This window comes from Variovorax sp. 05N34 (assembly GCF_056397405.1).
Window position 1 is genome coordinate 824,856 of record NZ_JBFTNI010000001.1, and the last position, 18,800, is coordinate 843,655.

The window sequence follows — 18,800 nt, forward strand, 5'->3', positions numbered from 1 at the left end:
GTTACAAGCTGTTCGAGTTTGATGGCCACTCCATCAAGGGACCGAAGGTAGCTCGCAGCCTTGTGGAACCACCATGAAGCCGCTACATTTTTCGTCTCGGGAGAAAGACGGTGAGAACCCCCCCACGCATCCTCATCGTCGACGACAACGCGACCAACGTCAAGATTCTGCAGGCCCGCCTTGGCAGCGAGGGCTACGAAGTGGTCTCGGCCTCCGATGGCCTCGAAGGCCTGCAGGCGGCGCGCGAACTCTCGCCCGACCTGATCCTGCTCGATGTGATGATGCCCAGGATGGATGGGCTGGAGGTTTGCCGCCGCCTGCGGGCGGACCCCGACTTTCCCTTCACGCCGATCATCATGGTGACGGCAATGTCCGACTTGAAGGACGTCATCGCGGGCCTGGAGGCGGGCGGCGACGAATACCTCACCAAGCCTGTGGACCACGCCGCCCTTGCCGCGCGCGTGCGCTCGATGCTGCGGATCAAGCGGCTGCACGACCAGGTCGAATCGTTGGTTGCACAGGTGAAGGACTGGAACGCTTCGCTCGAGCACCGCGTCGCCACCCAGGTCGCCGAACTTGAACGCGTGGGCCGCCTACGCCGATTCTTCTCGCCGCAACTGGCGGAGCTCATCGTCAGCGGCGACGCCGAGGACCCTCTGCAAAGCCATCGTCGCGAGATCACCGTGGTGTTCCTCGATCTGCGCGGCTTCACTGCCTTCGCCGAAAGCGCAGAGCCTGAGGACGTCATGGGCGTGCTGCGCCAATATCACGCGGCGACCGGCGAACTGATCCTCGCGCATGAAGGAACACTGGAGCGCTTCACCGGCGACGGCATGATGATCTTCTTCAACGATCCGGTGCCCGTGCCGGACGCGGCCGAACGCGCGGTGCGCATGTCGCTGGCGATTCGTGAATGCGTGGGCTCGATCGCCAAGACCTGGGTGCGCCGCGGCTATTCGCTCGGGCTTGGCATCGGCATTGCCCAGGGCTTTGCCACGATTGGCGCCATCGGGTTCGAAGGCCGCTGGGACTATGGCGCGATCGGCACTGTCACCAATCTCGCCGCAAGGCTGTGCGGCGAGGCGGAAAGCAACGAGATCCTGATTTCGCGCAAGGTGTTTGCGCAGCTGGAGTCGATGCTTGAGGTGGACCCGCCTCGGGCTCTCAGCCTGAAGGGGTTTCAGCGGCCGGTCGATTGCTTCAGTGTGCAGGGCATCGGGGCGCCGGCGAGCTGAGGCGTCGACTGCCTCAATGCCGACGCGAGTTCGCCATCGCCTTGCCCACTTCGTTCGTGCCCTGCGCCGCGCCGCTCTGAGGCACGATCTCGCCGTGGCGATCGGTCACTTCGGCCAGACGCGCAGCAAGCTGTTCCGGCGCATCGGCGTCGAGCCCGATCCACGTGCCTTGCGTCAAGGTGATGTGCGCAGCCTCGAACACGCCGGCACCGGCGCAAAGGATGGTGCGGTTCGGCGCGTCCTGGGCCGCCAGCACGAGCATCGCGGGCACCACGGCTTCGGGCTTGAGGGCATTCAGCACTTCCTCGGGCATCAGGTCCTCGGTCATGCGCGTGGCGGCCGTGGGCGCGAGGCAGTTCACGCGGATGTCGTTCTTGGCGCCTTCGATGCTCAAGGTCTGCATGAGTCCGACCAGCGCGAGCTTCGCAGCGCCGTAGTTGCTCTGGCCGAAGTTGCCGTAGAGGCCGGAAGACGACGTGGTCATCACGATGCGGCCGTATTTCTGCTCGTTCATGATCGCCCACACGGCCTTGGTGCAATGCACCGCACCCATCAGATGAACATCTACCACCAGGCGAAAGTCGGCCAGTTCCATCTTCGCAAAGCTCTTGTCGCGCAGGATGCCTGCGTTGTTCACTAGGATGTCGACGCGACCCCAGGCGTCTACAGCCTGCCGGACCATGGCCTGCACGGCTTCGAAGTCGGTCACCGAAGCGCCATTGGCAATCGCCTCGCCGCCAGCGGCCTTGATCTCGTCGACCACGGCCTGTGCCGCACTGACCGATCCGCCAGACCCGTCGCGCGCACCGCCCAAATCGTTCACCAGAACCCTCGCGCCGCGCGCCGCAAGAGCCAGTGCGTGCTGGCGGCCCAGGCCGTTGCCCGCGCCAGTGACGATGGCCACGCGGCCCTTGAAGTCGAGATTGCTCATGCCGGAATGCTTTCGTAGGAGTCGTTGACGCGGTGCGTTTTACCCGAAAAGCAGCCGCGAGCACGTCTCCTGCGTGCCAAGTCGAGCGTCCGGTTTACCCAGCGCCCGTTTCGCCGGATTCCTCCGCTCAGGTCTTCTCGCTCAGACGTTCGCAGTAATCCAGCAGCAAATCGATCTCGGCCGATTTGTCGAAGAAGGCGTCCGCGCCCATGGCCCTGGAGCGTGCGCGCATGTCCGGCGTTGCGTAGTTGCTCAGCACGACGATCTTCTGGTGCGCGGCGCGCTTGCGGCACGCATCGACGACGCCGAAGCCGTTGCCCTGCTCGAGAAAAAGGTCGACGATGGCGACGTCCCAATCATCACCGTGCCTTCGCAGCCACGCCACGGCTTCGTCTTCGCCGCTGGCGTGGGCCACTACGACGGCGTCCGTGATGTCTTCCAGAAAACCGGCAAGGTTGTCGCGTATGACGGGGTTGTCTTCGACCAGGTAGGTCTTGAAAGTCATGGAAGAGTCGGCAGTCAGGTTGGAGAGGAGGCTTGCGCCGTGCCGCCCATCTTCGCCAACAATCTTGACGGCCTCGTGAGCGCGGAAGGCCAATCCGGGTAGGCTTCAACCTACCCTGCCCGTCCTCAGAGGGCCGCGCGCTGGCTCACGGGACCTGCTGGCGCTTCCGCCCAGTGGTTCTTGAAGCCCAATCGAGCCGGCGAGACGTATTGCTCCCGGTAGATCTCGAAGGGCATGGTGTCGGCGGCCTCGATCTGCTTCTGCGCATCGATGGACGTTTGCGTCATCTGCTCGAAGGCGGCGCGTTGCTCGGCCGAAAACGGCAAATCCAGCAAACCCTGGCGGGTCGCCTCGGACCGGGCGCGCACGAAGCTCACGAACGAATCGTCGTGCAACTTCATCTCTGCCAGCACGCGCGCCGAAGGCAGGATGGACGGGTCGTCCAAGGCAGCGCCGGCCGCGCGCACGGCCTCGGCGTGCTTCGAGCCGCCGTGCGCGGCGTCGAGCGCAGCCGCGATCGGCTCGAATTCGCGCAGCAGTTCCGAGCCCCATTCGGTCAGCGTCACCTGCGTATCGCCGCGCCGCAGTTGCAGGCCGGGCTCGCGTCCACGGGCCGCCGTGAGATGCTGGTTGTGCGCCAAGTCGGCAATTTCCTTGCCAGTGTCGGGCGGACTGTCCGTCAGCAGACAGTGCAACAGGAACACGTCCAGAAAGCGCATGGTTTGGGCATTGATGCCGACCGGCTCGAAGGGATCGAGATCCATCAGCCGCACTTCGACGTATTCCACGCCGCGCTCGCGCAATGCATGCAGCGGACGTTCGCCCGGATAGATCACGCGCTTGGGACGGATAGTGCCGTAGAACTCGTTTTCGATCTGCAGCAGGCTCGTCGCGAGCTGGTTGTAGTCGCCGCCCAAGCTGCGAATGCCGATGGCCTCATAGGCAGGCCAGGGTCGCGTCAGCGCGTCCTGCAGCGACGCGCCGTAGCCGTCGAGGCTGTTGTAGCTCACCGCCAGCGACGCTTGCGCCTCGCTCTGGTAGCCCAGACGGCCCATTCGCAGTGAAGTGCCATAGGGCATGTACATGCTGCCCTCGCCCAGCGGCTGCAGCTCGTGCGGCCGGCCGTCGACGAAGGTCGAACACAGCGACGGCGAGGCTCCGAACAGATACAGCAGCAAGAACGCATGACGGCGGAAGTTGCGAATCAGCGCGAAATACTGTTCGCTCGACACATCAGGCAGCGACCAGTTGTAGTGAATGCCCGAAATGGTCTGCATGCGCCGCCCATAGCGGTGGCTCAGCCCCATCCGGTAGACGCTCTTCGCACGGCCGATGTTCGAGGAGCCATAGCGCCCGATCGGGATGGTCTCGTCCGTCGGCAGGCCGCAGGGCATGCTGGAAACCCAGAGGCGCTCGTCGCCGGCTTCGTTCAGTACGTGATAGGTGAACTGGTGTACCTGCACGAGTTCTTCGAGCGCCGCTTCGACATCCTTGTGCGCACCGGTGATGAGTTCGAGCTGCGATTCGCTGAAATCCGTCGTGATGTGCGGATGCGTCAGCGCGGAACCCAACGCGGCCGGATGCGGCGTCAGCGCGAGCTTGCCGTCGGGCTGCGCGCGCAGGCTTTCCTTCTCGATCCCCCGCCGCACGCCCCTCAGCCGTGCAGCCGAGAGCGCATCGAGGCGCTCCTTCAAATTGCTCATATGGATATGGCTCGTCGTTCTTCGTGGGGCTGGAAGGTAGCAGAAGCCAGAAAGGCGCGCACGGAGCCTGAAATGTGGCCTTTCGGCTTCAGGCCAGGACGCGCAGCAAGAAGCGATTCAGGTCGGCAATTTCCTCCATGCAGACGGAGTGCTCCATCGGGTATTCGTGCCATTCCACCTCGTAGCCCAGCGCCTTGAGCGCATCGCGGCTGTCGGCGGCGCGGGCAATCGGAATGACGCCATCGCGCAGGCCATGCGCCTGGAAGATGGGCGTTTTCTGGTTGGCGGGATGGCGCTCGGCAGCCACCGTGCCGGCCACGGGCAGATAGCCTGAGAGGCCGACGATGCCGGCCAGCCGCTCGGAATGGCGCAGCGCGGTCATGAAGGTCATCGCGCAGCCTTGAGAGAATCCGGCGACGACGATCCGGTGCGCCGGAATGCCGCGCTTCTTTTCGTTTGCAATCAACGACTCGATCGCTACTTGCGAGCTGCGCAAACCAGCTTCGTCCTCCGGCTGTCCGGGGCCAAGAATGTCGTACCAGGCGGGCATGCGATAGCCGCCGTTGATGGTCACGGGCATGACCGGTGCATTGGGAAACATGAACCGCACCGGGCCGACGGCCGAGAGGTCCATCTCATTGGCGATGGGCACGAAGTCGTTGCCATCGGCGCCAAGGCCGTGCATGACGAGGATGGAGGCCGTCGGATTCGGGCCGGTTTCGATTTCGATGGGAGGTAGTGACATGGCCCCGAAGTTACCCCAGAACGCCTTCGTCCTCACGCCGCAGGACTATGCGCGTCGCTGCGCGGCGGCGCGCTGGATGCACTCGACGAACTGCTGCGCCGCCGGCGGCAGGCGCTGTTCGCGGCGCTTGATCACGCACATGCCGAGAGCCGGAATGTGCTCCTTCATTTCGACGCGCTCGATGCCATAGCGCTCGAACGACAGGTCGACCACGGGCTCGACAAAGAGACCCACCAGGTCCATTTCTCCCACCAGCCCGAGCGCGACCGTGACCGATTCGCCGAAGATGACGCGGGCCGGCGGCGTCAGCCCCATCGGCGAAAACAGAGGTACCACCGACTCTCGGCCGAGTTCGCTTTCACCGGGCAGCACCCATTCTTCCCCGTGCAGATCGCGCAACGAGCGGCAGTGGCGCATTGGGTGGCCGGTGCGCATTCCGACCGCGAGTTGCACCTGAAACAGCTCGATGCTCTCGAACTCAGGATCGAGCGTGTGGGGCATCACGTGCGCGATCGCGAAGTCGAGGCTGCCGTTTCGCATGCCCGAAAGCATCCACGGGAGAACCGCTTCACTGAAATGCACGTCGACGGCAGGCAGGCGTGTGTGGAACTCCCTGAACGCCGCAGGGAGCACGGTGATCGCGGCCGAATTGCTCACGGCAACCGAGATCTTGCCGGTCGCGCCGTCGCGGATCTGAGCGATTTCATCGCGTGCCCGGCGCATGTCCGCCAGAAGAAGCCGCGCCCGCGGCGCAAAGGTTTCGCCATAGGTGGTGAGCTCCACGCCCTTGACGCTGCGGGCGACCAGCGGCGCACCCACCGCACGCTCGAGTTCCCGCACGATCTTGGTCACCGCAGGCTGCGATATCCCAAGAAGCCGCGCCGCGCCGCGAATGCTCATCTGCTCGGCCACGGCGACGAAGGCCAGGAGCTGGTTCGGCTTCATGTGAAAACCAAAAGTTATCTTTGAAGCTCAATTATTGTCTTTTCACGAGCAGCGCTATTCCCCTAGCATCCCTGCGCGATAACCACATGACACATCAAAACCCATGACCACCGCTTCAAGCCCGGCGCCAATGAGCCGACGCCGGACCATCGTTGCCACCACCATCGGCAACGCCCTGGAGTTCTTCGACTTCACCGTGTATGGCTTTCTCGCCCTGGTGATCGGCAAGCTCTTTTTTCCGACCTTCAACTCATATGGCCAGTTGCTGCTGACGGTCGCCAGCTTCGGGGTGGGGTTCATCATGCGGCCGCTGGGCGGCATCGTGATCGGCGCCTATGCCGACCGGGCCGGCCGCAAGAAGGCCATGACGCTCACTATCTTCATGATGGCGCTGGGCTGCGCGATGATCGCCTTCGCACCGACTTACGTGCAGATCGGCGTGGCGGCGCCGCTGCTGATCGTGCTGGCGCGGCTGATCCAGGGCTTCTCGGCCGGCGGCGAGGTGGGCGCATCGACGACGCTGCTGGTGGAACATGCCACGCCGGCCAATCGCGGCTACATGGCCAGTTGGCAGTTCGCGAGCCAGGGCCTCGGCATCCTGCTGGGCGCGCTGGTGGTCGGCGTGCTGTCCGCGACGCTGTCGCCCCAATCGATGGAAAGCTGGGGCTGGCGCGTGCCGTTCGTGATGGGCATGTTGATCGCTCCCGTGGGCATGTACATCCGCCGCCACCTCGAAGAGTCGCTCGACGTGGCCGACGAACCGGCCCATGCCGCTCCGCGCCGCAGCAGCCTTTCGGAAGTGTGCGGCGAACACGGCAAGACCGTGCTCGCTGCGATCCTGAGCATCATCGGCGGCACGGCGGCGGCTTATGTGATTACTTTTTATATGCCGACCTACGCCATTCGCGAACTGGGGATGCCGCCGCCGGTGGCGCTCTTCGGCGCCGCGCTGACGGGGCTTCTGTCTTTCGGGCTCGCGCCGTTCGTGGGCCGCTGGTCCGATCGCGTCGGCCGCAAGCCGCTGATCGTCTGGAGCCGCATTGCCGTGGCGGTGCTGATCTACCCGGGTTTTCTGTGGCTCAACGCTTCGCCGACACCCGCCGTGCTGTTCATCGTCGTGGGCGTGCTCAGCGCGGCATTGGCGATCCAGACCGTGCCCGGCATCACGATGCTGCCGGAACTCTTTCCCAAACACGTGCGCGCCAGCGGCATGTCGCTCGTCTACAGCGTGGGCGTTGCGCTTTTCGGCGGCTTCTCGCCTTTCATCAGCGCCTGGCTGCTGAATGCCACGGGCAACAAGCTGGCGCCCGCGTGGTATTTGCTGGCGGTCTCGCTGGTGTCGCTGATCGGACTGCTGTGGATGAAGGATTTCACCGGCAAGGACATCGATGCCGCGGACGCGTACCAACCCGCCTGATCGACACTCTCTTCAAGGACCACGACCATGTACAACAGTGCAGCCAGCCGCTACTTCTCGGGCACCTACGCCGAGGCGCGGCACAAATTCCTCGATGCAGCGGCGCAGCGCGGCGCCGCCATCGAATCGTTCGAGCATCCGCAGCATCGCGGCGCGCTCGGTGAAACGCTCGCCACGGATGTGGCCTGGCTGGGCAAGCCCGGCGCAACCAAGCTGCTGATCGTCAGCTCCGGCACGCACGGGCCGGAAGGCTTCTGCGGCTCCGGCTGCCAGGTCGCCACGCTCAACGATGCCGAGCTGCTCTCGCGCATGGAGCAAGCCGGCGTCGGCCTGCTGATGGTGCACGCGGTGAATCCGCACGGCTTTTCGCACCTGCACCGCACCAACGAAGACAACATCGACCTGAACCGCAACCACATCGACTTCGATGCCCCGCTGCCGGTGAATGCCGCCTATGCCGACGTCGAGCCGTTCGTGCTGCCCGCCACGTGGCCGCCCGGCCCCGCCGACAACGTCGCGATGGCGGCCTACATCGAGAAGCACGGCATGTGGGCCTTGCGCACGGCGATGTCTGCAGGGCAGTACACCTCGCCACAGGGTGTGTTCTACGGAGGCACCGCGCCCTCATGGAGCAACCGCACGATGCGTGGCATCCTGCGCAAGTACGGAGCGGCGGCCACGCACATCGGCTGGATCGACGTGCACACGGGGCTCGGGCCCTATGGGCACGGCGAGAAGATCTACGCGGGCCGCAACGCCGCAGCCGATCTCGCCCAGGCGCGCGCTTGGTGGGGAGCCGACGTGTTCGCGCCTTTCGAGGGGCAGTCGGCCTCCGCCGACGTCTCGGGCCCGGTGGTGTCGGCGGTGTATGACGAATGCCCGCAGGCAAGCGCCGCATTGATGGGGCTCGAATTCGGCACCCTCCCCGACCAGGAAGTCATGACGCGCCTGCGCGCCGACACGTGGCTGCGCCGCCATCCCGAAGCACCGGAAGAACAGCAGCGCACCATTCGCCGGGAACTGCGGGACGCCTTCTATTGCGACAACGAAGAATGGAAGGGCATGGTGCTCGGACAGTCCCGCGTGGTGCTCCTGCAGACGGTGCAAGGGCTCAAGGCGGCATCGGCGGCCTAGAGTCCGAATCTCGCATCAGTGCCGCGCCGCCAGGTCGCGGCACTTCTTCAGGTTGGCATCGAAGCGCTGCGCCAGGCCGGGCTCGCAGGCGTCCGCCGTGGTCATGATGCGGCACATGCCCACGGCCAGAAAGTCCGACACCACTTCGGTACACATTGAATAGCGTGCGAGCGCAGGGTTGTCCTGCGTCTTGAAGCCCCAGCTCTCGGAGAAGTTGAGCATTCGGCCCATGGCGTTCTCGAAATAATCGCGGTCGCGCTCGGTGACCGCCGTTTCCATCTTGGGGAGCTCTTCGCCCAGAAAGCCCATCGCCGCGCTCGGGAACTGGCTTGCGTCCTGCTGCGAGAACGCGGCATTCGCCGTGAACAGGCACAACAGCGGAGCCATGAGGCGCGCGGAAGACAAGAGAGTGCGGGGGCGAAAAGATTCCATGGTTTTCGGTGGGGCAAGAAGCTGAAAGGCCCGGCTGCCGAAAATCGGCAGCCGGGCCTGTATTTGAACCGATGCCAGCGACTACCAGCTCAAGCGCAGGCCCACCGATCCCTGGATCGACGACTTCACCTTGGCGTCGCCGCTCGTGCTGTTGAGCTGACCGACTTCGCCATAGAGCGTGGTCGAAGGCGTCAGCGCGAGCGTTGCGCCGGCAGCGACTTCGGTCGACGTATAGCCGGTCGCGCTGGCAATGGACGTGCTGGCTGCCGGCCCGATGAAGGTGGCGACGTCCGTGCCCGACGTTGCGTGATAGACGTTCACTCGCGCATAAGGCTGCAAGCGCCCGGCACTCGTCGCGATGTCGCCCTTCACGCGCAGGCCGAGCCGGCCGATCCAGCCGCTGTCGGCGTCCTGTCGAACGACGGCGCCGCTGATCAGCGCGTCGTCGAATCGGCTGTGCTGGTAGGCGATCTGCGCTTGCGGCTCGATGCTCCAGCCTTCGGCGAGCGGGAACGACTTGCCGGTCTCGATCGACGCCGTGGTGCTGTCGGCCTTGCCCGAAGCGCTCAGGTTGCCGTCCGGATGCACGGTGTAGCGATGGCTGCCGCCCTGGAGCACGGCGTCGGCATACAAGCCGCTGCCGTCCATCCACGTCGCATAGCCGGCGAGATAGCGCGATTGCAGGTCGTTGCTGCCGACACGCCCGAAGGTGCCGCGCGCATTGCCGCTCACATCGGCGCTGCCGTCCAGCTGGCCCACATAGAGGCCGGCGCGCCAGTTGCCGCTCGCCAGCAGGTCGGTTCCGGCCTGGAGCCCGCTCACATGACCTTCGCTCTGCGCGGCGGCGACGCCGTTCTGGCGAATGTCGAGGTCGGTGTAGACGGCACGGGCCCATGCCTGGCGAGCGCCGCTCGCGTCAGCCGCCGCGGGCGCGTTTTCGTCGCCGACGCGGCGATGCAGGTTGCCCAGCATCGCCAGATCGGACTGGCGCAATTGGGCCGGCAGTGCGGCGAAGAGCGGGACTTCGGCGCGGTAGGTCGGCACGGTCACCGGCGGAAGCTGGGGCAACTGCGGCACCTGAGGCGCTTGCGGTGCCTGCGGCGCTTGGGGCGCTTGCGGAACCTCGGATGCCGGAGGCTTGCCGATTTCCGGCGGCTCGTTCGGCACGGAGGGGTCCGTCGGCTTGAGCGTGGTTTCCGAGCGCAGGTACCAGCTCTCCCCGGCACCCTTTGCATCGGTCGCATAGAGACGGTATTCGTACGCGCCAGCGTCGACGTGGCCGTTGGCGAGCGTGAAGGCGTCGCGCGTGGTCTGCGCCGTCGTCTTCGCGCCGTTGAGCGCACTCACCAGCTCGATGCCGTTGCCCGTCGTCTGCGCGCCAAGCCCGCCGAGGTTCGTGACGCGAATCGTCGTATGGCCGCTTGCACTGGCGGTGGGGCCGTTCAAGACCAGGCGATCGCTCACGCTGCTGCTGCCGCCCAGGACGGTGCCGAGTTTGAGCACGCCGTTGTTGCCGACGTAGGCGCCGTTCACGGTCAACGTGCTTCCGGGTGCCGCGCCCAGCAGGCTCACGGTGCCGCTGTTGTTCAACGATGCCACGCTCTGGTTGAAGCCTGCGGTGTCGAGCATGGCGACGGAGGCCACGGTATGTGCCGACGCGCCGCTGAACACATTGGCCGCGCCGGCCTTGAGCGTGCCCGATGCCACCGTCGTCGCGCCGCTGTAGCTGTTGGCGCCCGAGAGCACCGTGGTGCCGGTGCCCGCTTGCCGCAACGCACCGGTGCCCGAGATGGCACCCGAGAGATCCAGCGTGTCCGAGCGATTCACAACCAGCGTGCCGTTGTCGAGGATGTTGCCCTTCACGCTGCCGGCTGTTCCGCCGTTGCCCAATTGCAGCGTGCCGGCCGAAATCGTCGTGCCGCCCGTGTAGGTGTTGTCGCTGGTCAGCGTCGTGGTGCCGGTGCCCACATGCGAAACCGCGCCGGCGCCGGAGATCAGGCCAGCGAAACTCACCGCGTCAGATCGATTGAAAGCCAGCGTACCGCTGTTGGCGACGTCGCCGACGCTGGAGCCCGTCGTGCCGCCGTTGCCCAGTTGCAGCGTGCCCGCCGAAATCGTCGTGCCGCCCGTGTAGGTGTTGTCGCTGGTCAGGGTCGTGGTGCCGGTGCCCACATGCGATACCGCGCCCGTGCCGGAGATCAGGCCCGCGAAGCTCACCGCGTCCGATCGATTGAAGGCCAGGGTGCCGTTGTTGACCACGTCCCCAAGAATGGAGCCCGTCGTACCGCCGTTGCCCAGTTGCAGCGTGCCGCCCGAAATCGCCGTGCCGCCCGTGTAGGTGTTGGCGCCTGTCAGCGTGAGCGTGCCCGCGCCGGTCTTGACCAGCGAGCCGCCGGTATCCGTCACCGGGTTGTTGTACGACGCGCCCTTCACATCGAGGAATCCAGGGCCGGTGTCGGAGATCACACCCCCGATCGCGCTGCTGGTACCCAGCGCGCCAACCGTCAGCTTCTTGCTGCCGAGCACCACGTCGCCGTCGCCCGAGAGTCCGCCGACGGAAATGCCGGTGAGCGCGTTGGCGTTGTTGATGAAGACGTGGCCGCCCGCGCCATTGGCGATCCTGGCGCCGCTCAGGTCCGCGTTGTCTTGCAGGTAGATACGACCGCCTGCCGCGTCGATGTCGTTGTTGATGGTGGCACTGCCGCCCGTGCTGTTGCCTTCGAAGTACACGCGCGCGCCGCTGCCGTTGTTGATTGTCGAATTCGCTGCCGTCGTGCCGGTCTGGAACTGGATCAGACTGCCTTCGGCCTTGTTCGTCAACGTGGCGGAACCCGCGCTGGCGCCATTCGCGAACGTGACGCCGGAGTTTGTTCCGAGGTTGTTCGTGCTGACGTGCGTCGTGATGTTCAGGTTGCCCGCATTGGCATTGGCGCCGTCGAAATCGAGTTCGCTGTTGTTGTAGATATCGACCGCGTTGTTGCTCGTGCCCAGCGTGCCGGTGCCAGTCACCATCACGTTGATCCGGCCGGCGGTCGCATCGGCGCTCGTGAGCGAGCCGAGCCGGGCCGAGCCGGTGAATGCGCTGTTGCCGCTGCTGCTGAGCGTCAGGCGCGTGACGCTGTCGTGGCCGTCGAAAGGCGCGCTGTTAATCAGCGACAGAGTCCCGGCGCTGCTGATGCTGCCGCTCATCTTGCTGCCGGCGGTGCCCGCAACGTCGATAGTGCCGTCGGCGGCCATGGTGATCGGCCGGGCGGAGTTGACGGTGTCGGTCAGCTTGAGCGTGCCGCCGTTGAAGGTCAGCCCGCCGGTCGACGCCCCCAGGTTGGCATCGGTGCTCACCTGCAGGGTACCGCCGGAGATGGTCGTACCGCCCGAATAGCTGTTGCTGGTCGAGGCAAGCGTCAGAGTCCCGCCACCGGTCTTCTCGACCATGCCGGTGCCTGACAGCACGCCCGCGTAGGTCGCATTCGTCGGCTGCGCAAAGCGCACCAGTCCGTTGTCAGTGATGGCGGACGGCGCGAATTCCGCCTTCGTCTCCAGCGTGCCAGGCGCATCGACCGTCATGCTGCCGGTGTAGTTGCTTGCATCGGCGCCCAAAACCAGCGTGCCTTCAGCGACGCGTGTACTGGTGACGCCCGAGCCCTGGAGCGGATTGCCGAGGGTCCACGTGCCGCTGTCGTTCTTCACCAGCGACTGAAAGCCCGAAATCGTGTGCGTCAGCGTGTCCGCGCCCGTGCCGTTCAGCGTCAGCAGATTGTTGCCACCGCCGCCGTTGATCGCGCCCGAGACCGTCGAGCCGTCATACAGGTTCAGCGTGTCGTTGCCATTGCCAAAATTCAGCGAGCCGCGCACCTCGCCCTTGTTGGTGAAATCGACGGCGCTGTTGCCGCCGAAGCCCATGATGTTGCCCGTCGTGCCGTTCATGTACTGCATGACGCCGGTCTTGCCGTTCACGACCGTGTTGCTGCCGCCCGATGACTCGAACCAGATCGCGGCACCGCCGGCTTGCGAATTGATCGTGCCGTTGTTGATGATCGTGTTGCCGACGCCGATTGGATTGACGGCTTCCGCATTGCCTGCCGGTCCGTTCGACTGCACGAGCGCTCCCTGCTCGATCGTCAGCGTCGTGCCGTCGTGGAACTCGATCGTGTTGGCGCCCGTGCCGTAGTGCCCGTTGGTGTTGCCAGGCGCACTGTTGACGACCGTCGCTCCGCTTCGAATATGGATGTCAGCGTTGTCGCCCATGCTGATGGCCGTTTGTCCGCCGGTGTTGACCGCTGCGCTCGCCTGCACGTCCACCACCGTGCCGGAGGGGGTGCTCAGGCCGGTTCCGATGGTTGTCTGCTGAACCGCGGGCGGTGCGCAGGTGATCGTTGTTCCACTGGTGGCGCAGTCTGCCGCCGCAGCACCCGCCAAAGCGAGCAGCGTCGATGCGAAGGCGACCTTGAGGGCCGGATTGCTTGAAGCAGGTGCAATGGCGGTGGTCGATTTGGCGGCGCTGTGGGCTAATTCAGACGCAACGGCCCAGACTTGTTGCGAACGGTTCCAAACGACTCTGAAAACGCGGTTCATGTGGCTGACTCTTTCCTCTTCCAATGTGAAATCCGCATAAGTGCGAAATGAATACTTACGAATGTAATCCTTCAGTATTCAAAAACGTTGGAAGAAAATCACAGAACCGGTGCGCGAATGTCCAAAAGCAACAGGAATGTGACAATTTTTCGTACTGTTCTCATGGCGGTAGCCGCTCATCCATGAGATGGCGCACAAAAATGGGGCATGCACGCCCCTTAGACTCGCCCCATGGCTTCCAGACCCACCCGAACCCCCCGCATGCTCGAGCGCGGCGTCATGTGCATCCTCATCGGCGCGGCCGTGCTGATTGCCCCGAGCTTTCTCCAGTCTCAGGTGTGGCGCGACATGGTCGGCGGCGCCCACGTGGTGGGCTGGTTTGCCGTCGTGCTGGGGATTGCGCTGGTGGTCGTGGACCTCGTCCAGCGCGCGAAAGGCAAGAAGCGCTGAGGCTCAGTGCTTGCCGAGCGCCTTCTTCGCGCCTTCGACGGCGGCGAGGACGATGGCGCCGGCAATGACGCCGATGCCGGCGTTGGCGCCTATCGACGCGAGGCCGCCCGCCATGGCGCCGGCGTTGGCGGCCCAGGCCTCCAAGACATGCGCCAGGGGCGGGACACCATGCACAAGGATGCCGCCACCCACGAGAAACATCGCGATCGTGCCGGCAACGGACAGCAGCTTCATCAACCACGGCGCGGCGGCGAGAACCGCACGACCCAGGGCGCGCGAGACCGCATCTTGCCGCTTGCTCAGGTAGAACCCGGCGTCATCGAGCCGGACAATGCCCGCCACCAGGCCATAGACGCCGATGGTCATGACGATGGCAATGCCTGCCAGCACCGTCAGTTGCGTCACGAAGGGCTGGCCTTGCACGGTGCCCAAGGTGATGGCGATGATCTCGGCGGAGAGGATGAAATCGGTCCGGATCGCGCCTTTGACCTTGGCCTTCTCGGCCGCGACGATGTCCACCGTCGCGTCGGCGATCAGCCTTTCATGGCGCGCCGTTTCGGCAGCGCTGTCTTTCTTGTGCAGGAATTTGTGCGCCAGCTTCTCGAAGCCTTCGAAACACAGAAAGGCGCCGCCGACCATCAGGAGCGGCGTCACCAGCCAGGGCAGCCAGGTGCCGATCAGCAGCGCGGCGGGCACGAGGATCGCCTTGTTGACGAACGACCCCTTGCATACGGCCCAGACGACGGGCAACTCGCGGTTGGCCCGAACGCCCGCCACCTGCTGCGCGTTCAGCGCCAGGTCGTCGCCCAGCACGCCGGCGGTCTTCTTGGCCGCCACCTTGGTGAGGACCGAGACGTCATCGAGCACCGTCGCGATGTCATCCAGCAGCAGCAAGAGACTGGTGGCCATCCGGTCGCGCTCGCGTCAGACGTTTCGCTTCAGGCGGATTTCCTCGATCTTGACGCCGCCGATCGCGGTCGTCTTGGCGGTCTTCATCTCGCGCTTGAAGCCGGCCAGTTCATGGAAGCGCATGGCGCGGTCGTTTCGCAGCGGAACCCAGACGGTGACCACGGTGCAGCCTTCTTCCTCCAGGCCGTCGCGCGCGGCGTCCCAGAGCGCCACGCCGACGCCCTTGCCCCAGTGCTCGGGCTTGACGTAGATCGCCCAGATCTCGCCGGTGGTCGATGGGGTCTTGGGATCGCGCGACCGGTCGAAACCGACGAAACCGACGATCCCGCCGTCCAGTTCGGCCACTTGCACCTGCGGTTCGCTGAATTCGATGGCCTCGCGCCATTTGGCTTCGCGCGTGGCCGGCGCCAGTGCGCTCAGTTGGTCTTCGGGGAGGATGCCCTCGTACGCGGCCCTGGCGGCGGCGGCGTGGATTTCAGCGACGGCCTTGGCGTCGCGCAGGGTGGCGGGGCGAACTTCGTAATCGGACATGAATGCAGGAAGCGAAACGGTAGAAAGGCCTATTGTCGCTGCGCTATAAACTCATCCGCACATTCGCATCATCCGGAGAGATATTCATGGCCAAAGGTCAACAGCGCACCAACAAGGAAACCAAGAAACCCAAGAAGGACACCTCGCCGCCGAAGCCGCCGGGCGCAGGCATCGAGCCGGTACGCACCGTCACGACCGCAGTCATTCCGCGCGGCAAGCTCAAGAACAAGTAATGAACGACGGCGCGCAGCCCCCGGCAGCGCAGAAGCAGGCCCGCAACCCGCTGCACGGCCTCACGCTGGAAGCGATCGTCACCGCGCTCCAGGCGCACTACGGTTGGCAAGGGCTGGGCGAGCGCATCCCGTTGCGCTGCTTCACGAGCGACCCGAGCGTGTCGTCCAGCCTCAAGTTCCTTCGCAAGACGCCCTGGGCGCGCGAGAAGGTCGAAAGCCTCTATCTCTTCATGCTGCGCGACCAGCGGCGACAGCAATCTTCCGATTCCCCGCCGTGATGAAGGCCCTGGTGCAACCGGGCGGATTCAGCTTCGAGACCGAACCGGACCGCACGCTCCTTCAATCCGCCGATGCCGCCGGCGTCGAGCTGCCCAGTTCATGCCGCAACGGCACCTGCCGCACCTGCATCTGCAAGCTGGTGGCGGGCGAGATCCGCTATCGCATCGAATGGCCCGGCGTCAGCTCCGAAGAAAAGGCCGAGGGCTGGATCCTGCCTTGCGTTGCGGAGCCGCTGGGCGACGTCACGCTCGACGTGCCCTGCGCTTTCTCAGCCTTCTAGCCTGACGAGCCGGTCCCTCCGCGCGAGCGAGGGAAAAAGCCTGAACCATGCGGCGGCCACCAGCACGGTGCCGATGCCGCCCGCCACGACCGAGCCCACCGGCCCCAGCAGCGCCGCCGTGGCGCCGGATTCGAATTCACCCAACTGATTGCTCGCGCCAATGAAGATCGAATTGACGGCGCTCACCCGGCCGCGCATCGCATCGGGCGTTTCGAGCTGAACCAGCGTCTGCCGGATCACGACATTCACCATGTCCGCGCCGCCCGAAACCGCCAACGCAATCATCGACACGACGAAGCTGCGCGAAATGCCGAAGACGACCATGCACACGCCGAACATCGCCACCGCGAGTAGCAGCGTGCGGCCGACGCGGCGCTCCACCGGCCGGCGGGTGAGCATGATCGACATGAACAGTGCGCCGACCGCCGGGGCGCCGCGCAACAGTCCGAGACCCCACGGCCCCGTATGCAGAATCTCCTTGGCGTAGATCGGCAGCAGCGCGACGGCACCGCCCAGTAGCACCGCGAAAAGATCGAGCGAAACCGCGCCCAGCACCGTCTTGCGGTTCCAGATGAAATCGACGCCGGCCAGCACCGTCTTGAGCGTCACAGGCTCGCGCGGCGGCAGCGTGTAGACGTACTTCAGACGCAGCACCAGCGCCGAAGCCATGGCAAAAAAGGCCACGGCGGCGCCGTACACCACGCCCATGCCCGCGACGAAAAGGAGCCCGCCCAAGGCAGGCCCGCCGATGATGGCGCCCTGCATGCCTGCCGAACTGAAGGCCATCGCGCGCGGCAGCATCATCGGCGCCACGAGCAATGGAGTCAGCGCCTGCTGCGCGGGCATCTGAAAGGCACGGACGGCGCCGAGCACCAGCGACAACCCCAGCAGCAGCGCGCGCGAATCGTGTGCGCCGTGCACCGCCAGCAGCAGCACGAGCGCAACCGCCCCTTGCACCGCGAAACAGGCGGCGACGATGCGCCCGCGATGATGGTTGTCCACCACGTGCCCCGCGACCAGCGCCAGCAACAAGGCCGGCACGAACTGATAGAGCCCGACCAGCCCGAGATCCCAGGCGCTGTGCGTGATGTCGTACATGTGCCAGCCGATGGCGACCATCAGCATCTGGCTCGCGGCGGTGCCGAACAGCCGCCCCAGCCAGAACTGCATGAAGGGCCGCTCGCGCGTCAGGTCGGAAAAACTCGAAGATCGGGAGGACGAAGCTGCAGGGGCGGGGGCGGGAACGGGAGCGCGAACGGACATCGCCGCGAGGATAGCCGAGGCTGGTCTTCTAGACTTGGCCCACCGCAACCATGACCACCGAGACGCACCTGCACCTGATCCACGAAGACGCGCATCTGCTGGTCTTCGACAAACCCGCGGGCCTGCTCTGCGTGCCCGGCCGCGGCGATGACAAGCAGGATTGCCTGAGCGCGCGCGCCACATCGCGCTGGCCCGATGCGCTCATCGTGCATCGCCTGGACATGGCAACCAGCGGCCTGGTGCTGATGGCCCGCAGCCTGGAGGTGCAGCGCGCGCTGGGAGATGCATTCGCGGCAAGGCAGATCGGGAAGCGCTATGAGGCGATCGTCGACGGCCTGCTGCCTGTCAGCAATGAATGGTCTTTGATCGACGCTCCGCTGATGGCCGACTGGCCGCGCAGACCGCTACAGAAAGTCGACGCGGCCGGAAAGCCGAGCCAGACACGCTGGCGCGTCAAGCGGCAGCTGCCCGATCGCCATGCAAGTCATTTGTGGCTGGAACCGCTCACCGGGAGAAGCCATCAACTGCGGGTGCATCTTCTGTCGATCGGCCATCCCATCCTCGGCGATGCACTGTATGGCGACGAGGATGTCCGCCAACGCGCGCCGAGATTGTTGCTGCACGCCACGGCGCTCGAATTCGTGCACCCGGTTGAACGGCGACTGTGCCGATTCGAAAGCCCGCCGCCCTTCCCCTTCTAAAGCGGCCTCAGAGTTCGCCCTTCACGACGAGCACGGGTACCTTGGCGTCTTGCAGCACGCGCTGCGTCACGCTGCCGAGCAGCAGCTTCTCGATGCCGGTTCGGCCATGCGAACCCATCACGATCAGGTCGGCGCCGATCGCTATGGCGGTGTCGACGATGCCTTCGTGGACCACGTGGCCGTCGATCACACGCTGATCGCTGTGCAGGCCTTCGGCGGCCAGCGCCGCCACACCGCGCGCCAGCGCGGCATTGGCGCTGCTCGTCGCGGCTGCGAGGTATTCGTTCTGGCCGAGCGCGTAATCAGCGCCAACCCCGATGAAGGGGTAGTTGTCCACCACATGAATGAGCGTGATCCGACTGCCGAAGGCAAGAGCCAGCCCGCTGGCCTTGCTGACGGCCAGCATCGACGTTTCGGAGCCGTCGATGGGCACGAGGATGTGATTGAACATGCGAGACCTCTTTCATACACAGAAGGGTGTGCGGGCGCACCGGGCCCCGAATTTACATCCAACCATGCACTGCGCATGTAGGAC

General features: G+C 65.2%; 19 protein-coding genes. 8 read left to right on the plus strand and 11 right to left on the minus strand.

The features are described from left to right. Window positions 1-110 precede the first annotated feature (110 nt). Window positions 111-1,235: an adenylate/guanylate cyclase domain-containing protein gene (locus AC1DMA_RS03960; RefSeq protein ID WP_478143292.1), complete on the plus strand. Its 1,125-nt coding sequence runs from the start codon at window positions 111-113 to the stop codon at window positions 1,233-1,235. A 13-nt stretch (window positions 1,236-1,248) separates the two neighbouring features. Here AC1DMA_RS03960 and AC1DMA_RS03965 read toward each other — a convergent pair whose 3' ends face one another. The 5 genes from AC1DMA_RS03965 to AC1DMA_RS03985 all read right to left on the minus strand — a co-directional run bounded on the left by AC1DMA_RS03965 (window position 1,249) and on the right by AC1DMA_RS03985 (window position 6,064). After that, window positions 1,249-2,166: an SDR family NAD(P)-dependent oxidoreductase gene (locus AC1DMA_RS03965; RefSeq protein ID WP_478126688.1), complete on the minus strand. Its 918-nt coding sequence runs from the start codon at window positions 2,164-2,166 to the stop codon at window positions 1,249-1,251. Between the two features lie 127 nt (window positions 2,167-2,293). Next, on the minus strand, window positions 2,294-2,671 hold the full coding sequence (locus tag AC1DMA_RS03970) for a response regulator (protein WP_478126689.1): 378 nt from the start codon (window positions 2,669-2,671) through the stop codon (window positions 2,294-2,296). 125 nt (window positions 2,672-2,796) lie between these two features. Then, window positions 2,797-4,374 carry a glutamate--cysteine ligase gene (gene gshA, locus AC1DMA_RS03975; RefSeq protein ID WP_478143293.1) on the minus strand — a complete coding sequence of 526 codons (1,578 nt, stop codon included), beginning with the start codon at window positions 4,372-4,374 and terminating at the stop codon, window positions 2,797-2,799. Window positions 4,375-4,462: 88 nt separating this feature from the next. Then, window positions 4,463-5,119, minus strand: a complete 657-nt coding sequence (locus AC1DMA_RS03980; RefSeq protein ID WP_478126691.1) for an alpha/beta hydrolase — start codon at window positions 5,117-5,119, stop codon at window positions 4,463-4,465. A 45-nt stretch (window positions 5,120-5,164) separates the two neighbouring features. Next, window positions 5,165-6,064 (minus strand): LysR substrate-binding domain-containing protein, encoded by a 900-nt coding sequence (locus tag AC1DMA_RS03985; protein ID WP_478143294.1) that lies wholly within the window; start codon window positions 6,062-6,064, stop codon window positions 5,165-5,167. A gap of 103 nt (window positions 6,065-6,167) precedes the next feature. Here AC1DMA_RS03985 and AC1DMA_RS03990 point away from each other — a divergent pair, with 103 nt between their 5' ends. Both AC1DMA_RS03990 and AC1DMA_RS03995 read left to right on the plus strand, forming a co-directional pair. Then, window positions 6,168-7,481, plus strand: a complete 1,314-nt coding sequence (locus tag AC1DMA_RS03990; protein ID WP_478143295.1) for an MFS transporter — start codon at window positions 6,168-6,170, stop codon at window positions 7,479-7,481. Between the two features lie 27 nt (window positions 7,482-7,508). After that, window positions 7,509-8,615 carry a M14 family metallopeptidase gene (locus AC1DMA_RS03995; protein ID WP_478143296.1) on the plus strand — a complete coding sequence of 369 codons (1,107 nt, stop codon included), beginning with the start codon at window positions 7,509-7,511 and terminating at the stop codon, window positions 8,613-8,615. A gap of 15 nt (window positions 8,616-8,630) precedes the next feature. On the opposite strand, the gene AC1DMA_RS04000 is transcribed toward AC1DMA_RS03995, so the two are convergent. Together AC1DMA_RS04000 and AC1DMA_RS04005 are read right to left on the minus strand one after the other, a co-directional pair. Continuing rightward, window positions 8,631-9,047, minus strand: a complete 417-nt coding sequence (locus AC1DMA_RS04000; protein WP_478143297.1) for a hypothetical protein — start codon at window positions 9,045-9,047, stop codon at window positions 8,631-8,633. A gap of 81 nt (window positions 9,048-9,128) precedes the next feature. Continuing rightward, window positions 9,129-13,619 (minus strand): autotransporter outer membrane beta-barrel domain-containing protein, encoded by a 4,491-nt coding sequence (locus AC1DMA_RS04005; RefSeq protein WP_478143298.1) that lies wholly within the window; start codon window positions 13,617-13,619, stop codon window positions 9,129-9,131. Window positions 13,620-13,850: 231 nt separating this feature from the next. On the opposite strand from AC1DMA_RS04005, the gene AC1DMA_RS04010 reads away from it, so the two are divergent. Next, window positions 13,851-14,069, plus strand: a complete 219-nt coding sequence (locus AC1DMA_RS04010; protein ID WP_478143299.1) for a hypothetical protein — start codon at window positions 13,851-13,853, stop codon at window positions 14,067-14,069. 3 nt (window positions 14,070-14,072) lie between these two features. Here AC1DMA_RS04010 and AC1DMA_RS04015 read toward each other — a convergent pair whose 3' ends face one another. Both AC1DMA_RS04015 and AC1DMA_RS04020 read right to left on the minus strand, forming a co-directional pair. Beyond that, complete coding sequence (locus tag AC1DMA_RS04015) at window positions 14,073-14,978, minus strand: DUF808 domain-containing protein (protein WP_478143300.1); 906 nt, start codon at window positions 14,976-14,978, stop codon at window positions 14,073-14,075. 15 nt (window positions 14,979-14,993) lie between these two features. After that, window positions 14,994-15,509, minus strand: a complete 516-nt coding sequence (locus AC1DMA_RS04020; protein WP_478143301.1) for an N-acetyltransferase family protein — start codon at window positions 15,507-15,509, stop codon at window positions 14,994-14,996. 86 nt (window positions 15,510-15,595) lie between these two features. On the opposite strand from AC1DMA_RS04020, the gene AC1DMA_RS04025 reads away from it, so the two are divergent. Genes AC1DMA_RS04025 through AC1DMA_RS04035 form a run of 3 tightly spaced genes read left to right on the plus strand, consistent with a single transcriptional unit; the run spans window position 15,596 to window position 16,301 of the window. Continuing rightward, window positions 15,596-15,742: a hypothetical protein gene (locus AC1DMA_RS04025; protein WP_478126700.1), complete on the plus strand. Its 147-nt coding sequence runs from the start codon at window positions 15,596-15,598 to the stop codon at window positions 15,740-15,742. Continuing rightward, window positions 15,742-16,020 carry a VF530 family protein gene (locus tag AC1DMA_RS04030; protein WP_478126701.1) on the plus strand — a complete coding sequence of 93 codons (279 nt, stop codon included), beginning with the start codon at window positions 15,742-15,744 and terminating at the stop codon, window positions 16,018-16,020. The genes AC1DMA_RS04025 and AC1DMA_RS04030 overlap by 1 nt, the downstream gene beginning before the upstream one ends. Continuing rightward, entirely contained in the window at window positions 16,020-16,301 is a 282-nt protein-coding gene (locus AC1DMA_RS04035) for a 2Fe-2S iron-sulfur cluster-binding protein (RefSeq protein ID WP_478143354.1), read from the plus strand. The genes AC1DMA_RS04030 and AC1DMA_RS04035 overlap by 1 nt, the downstream gene beginning before the upstream one ends. Here AC1DMA_RS04035 and AC1DMA_RS04040 read toward each other — a convergent pair. Next, window positions 16,290-17,471, minus strand: coding sequence for an MFS transporter (locus AC1DMA_RS04040; protein ID WP_478143302.1), 1,182 nt, complete (start codon window positions 17,469-17,471; stop codon window positions 16,290-16,292). The two genes, AC1DMA_RS04035 and AC1DMA_RS04040, sit on opposite strands and share 12 nt — an antisense overlap. Before the next feature lie 143 nt (window positions 17,472-17,614). Here AC1DMA_RS04040 and AC1DMA_RS04045 point away from each other — a divergent pair, with 143 nt between their 5' ends. Continuing rightward, window positions 17,615-18,265 (plus strand): RluA family pseudouridine synthase, encoded by a 651-nt coding sequence (locus AC1DMA_RS04045; protein WP_478143303.1) that lies wholly within the window; start codon window positions 17,615-17,617, stop codon window positions 18,263-18,265. 7 nt (window positions 18,266-18,272) lie between these two features. On the opposite strand, the gene AC1DMA_RS04050 is transcribed toward AC1DMA_RS04045, so the two are convergent. Continuing rightward, entirely contained in the window at window positions 18,273-18,716 is a 444-nt protein-coding gene (locus AC1DMA_RS04050; protein ID WP_478126704.1) for a universal stress protein, read from the minus strand. Window positions 18,717-18,800 lie beyond the last annotated feature (84 nt).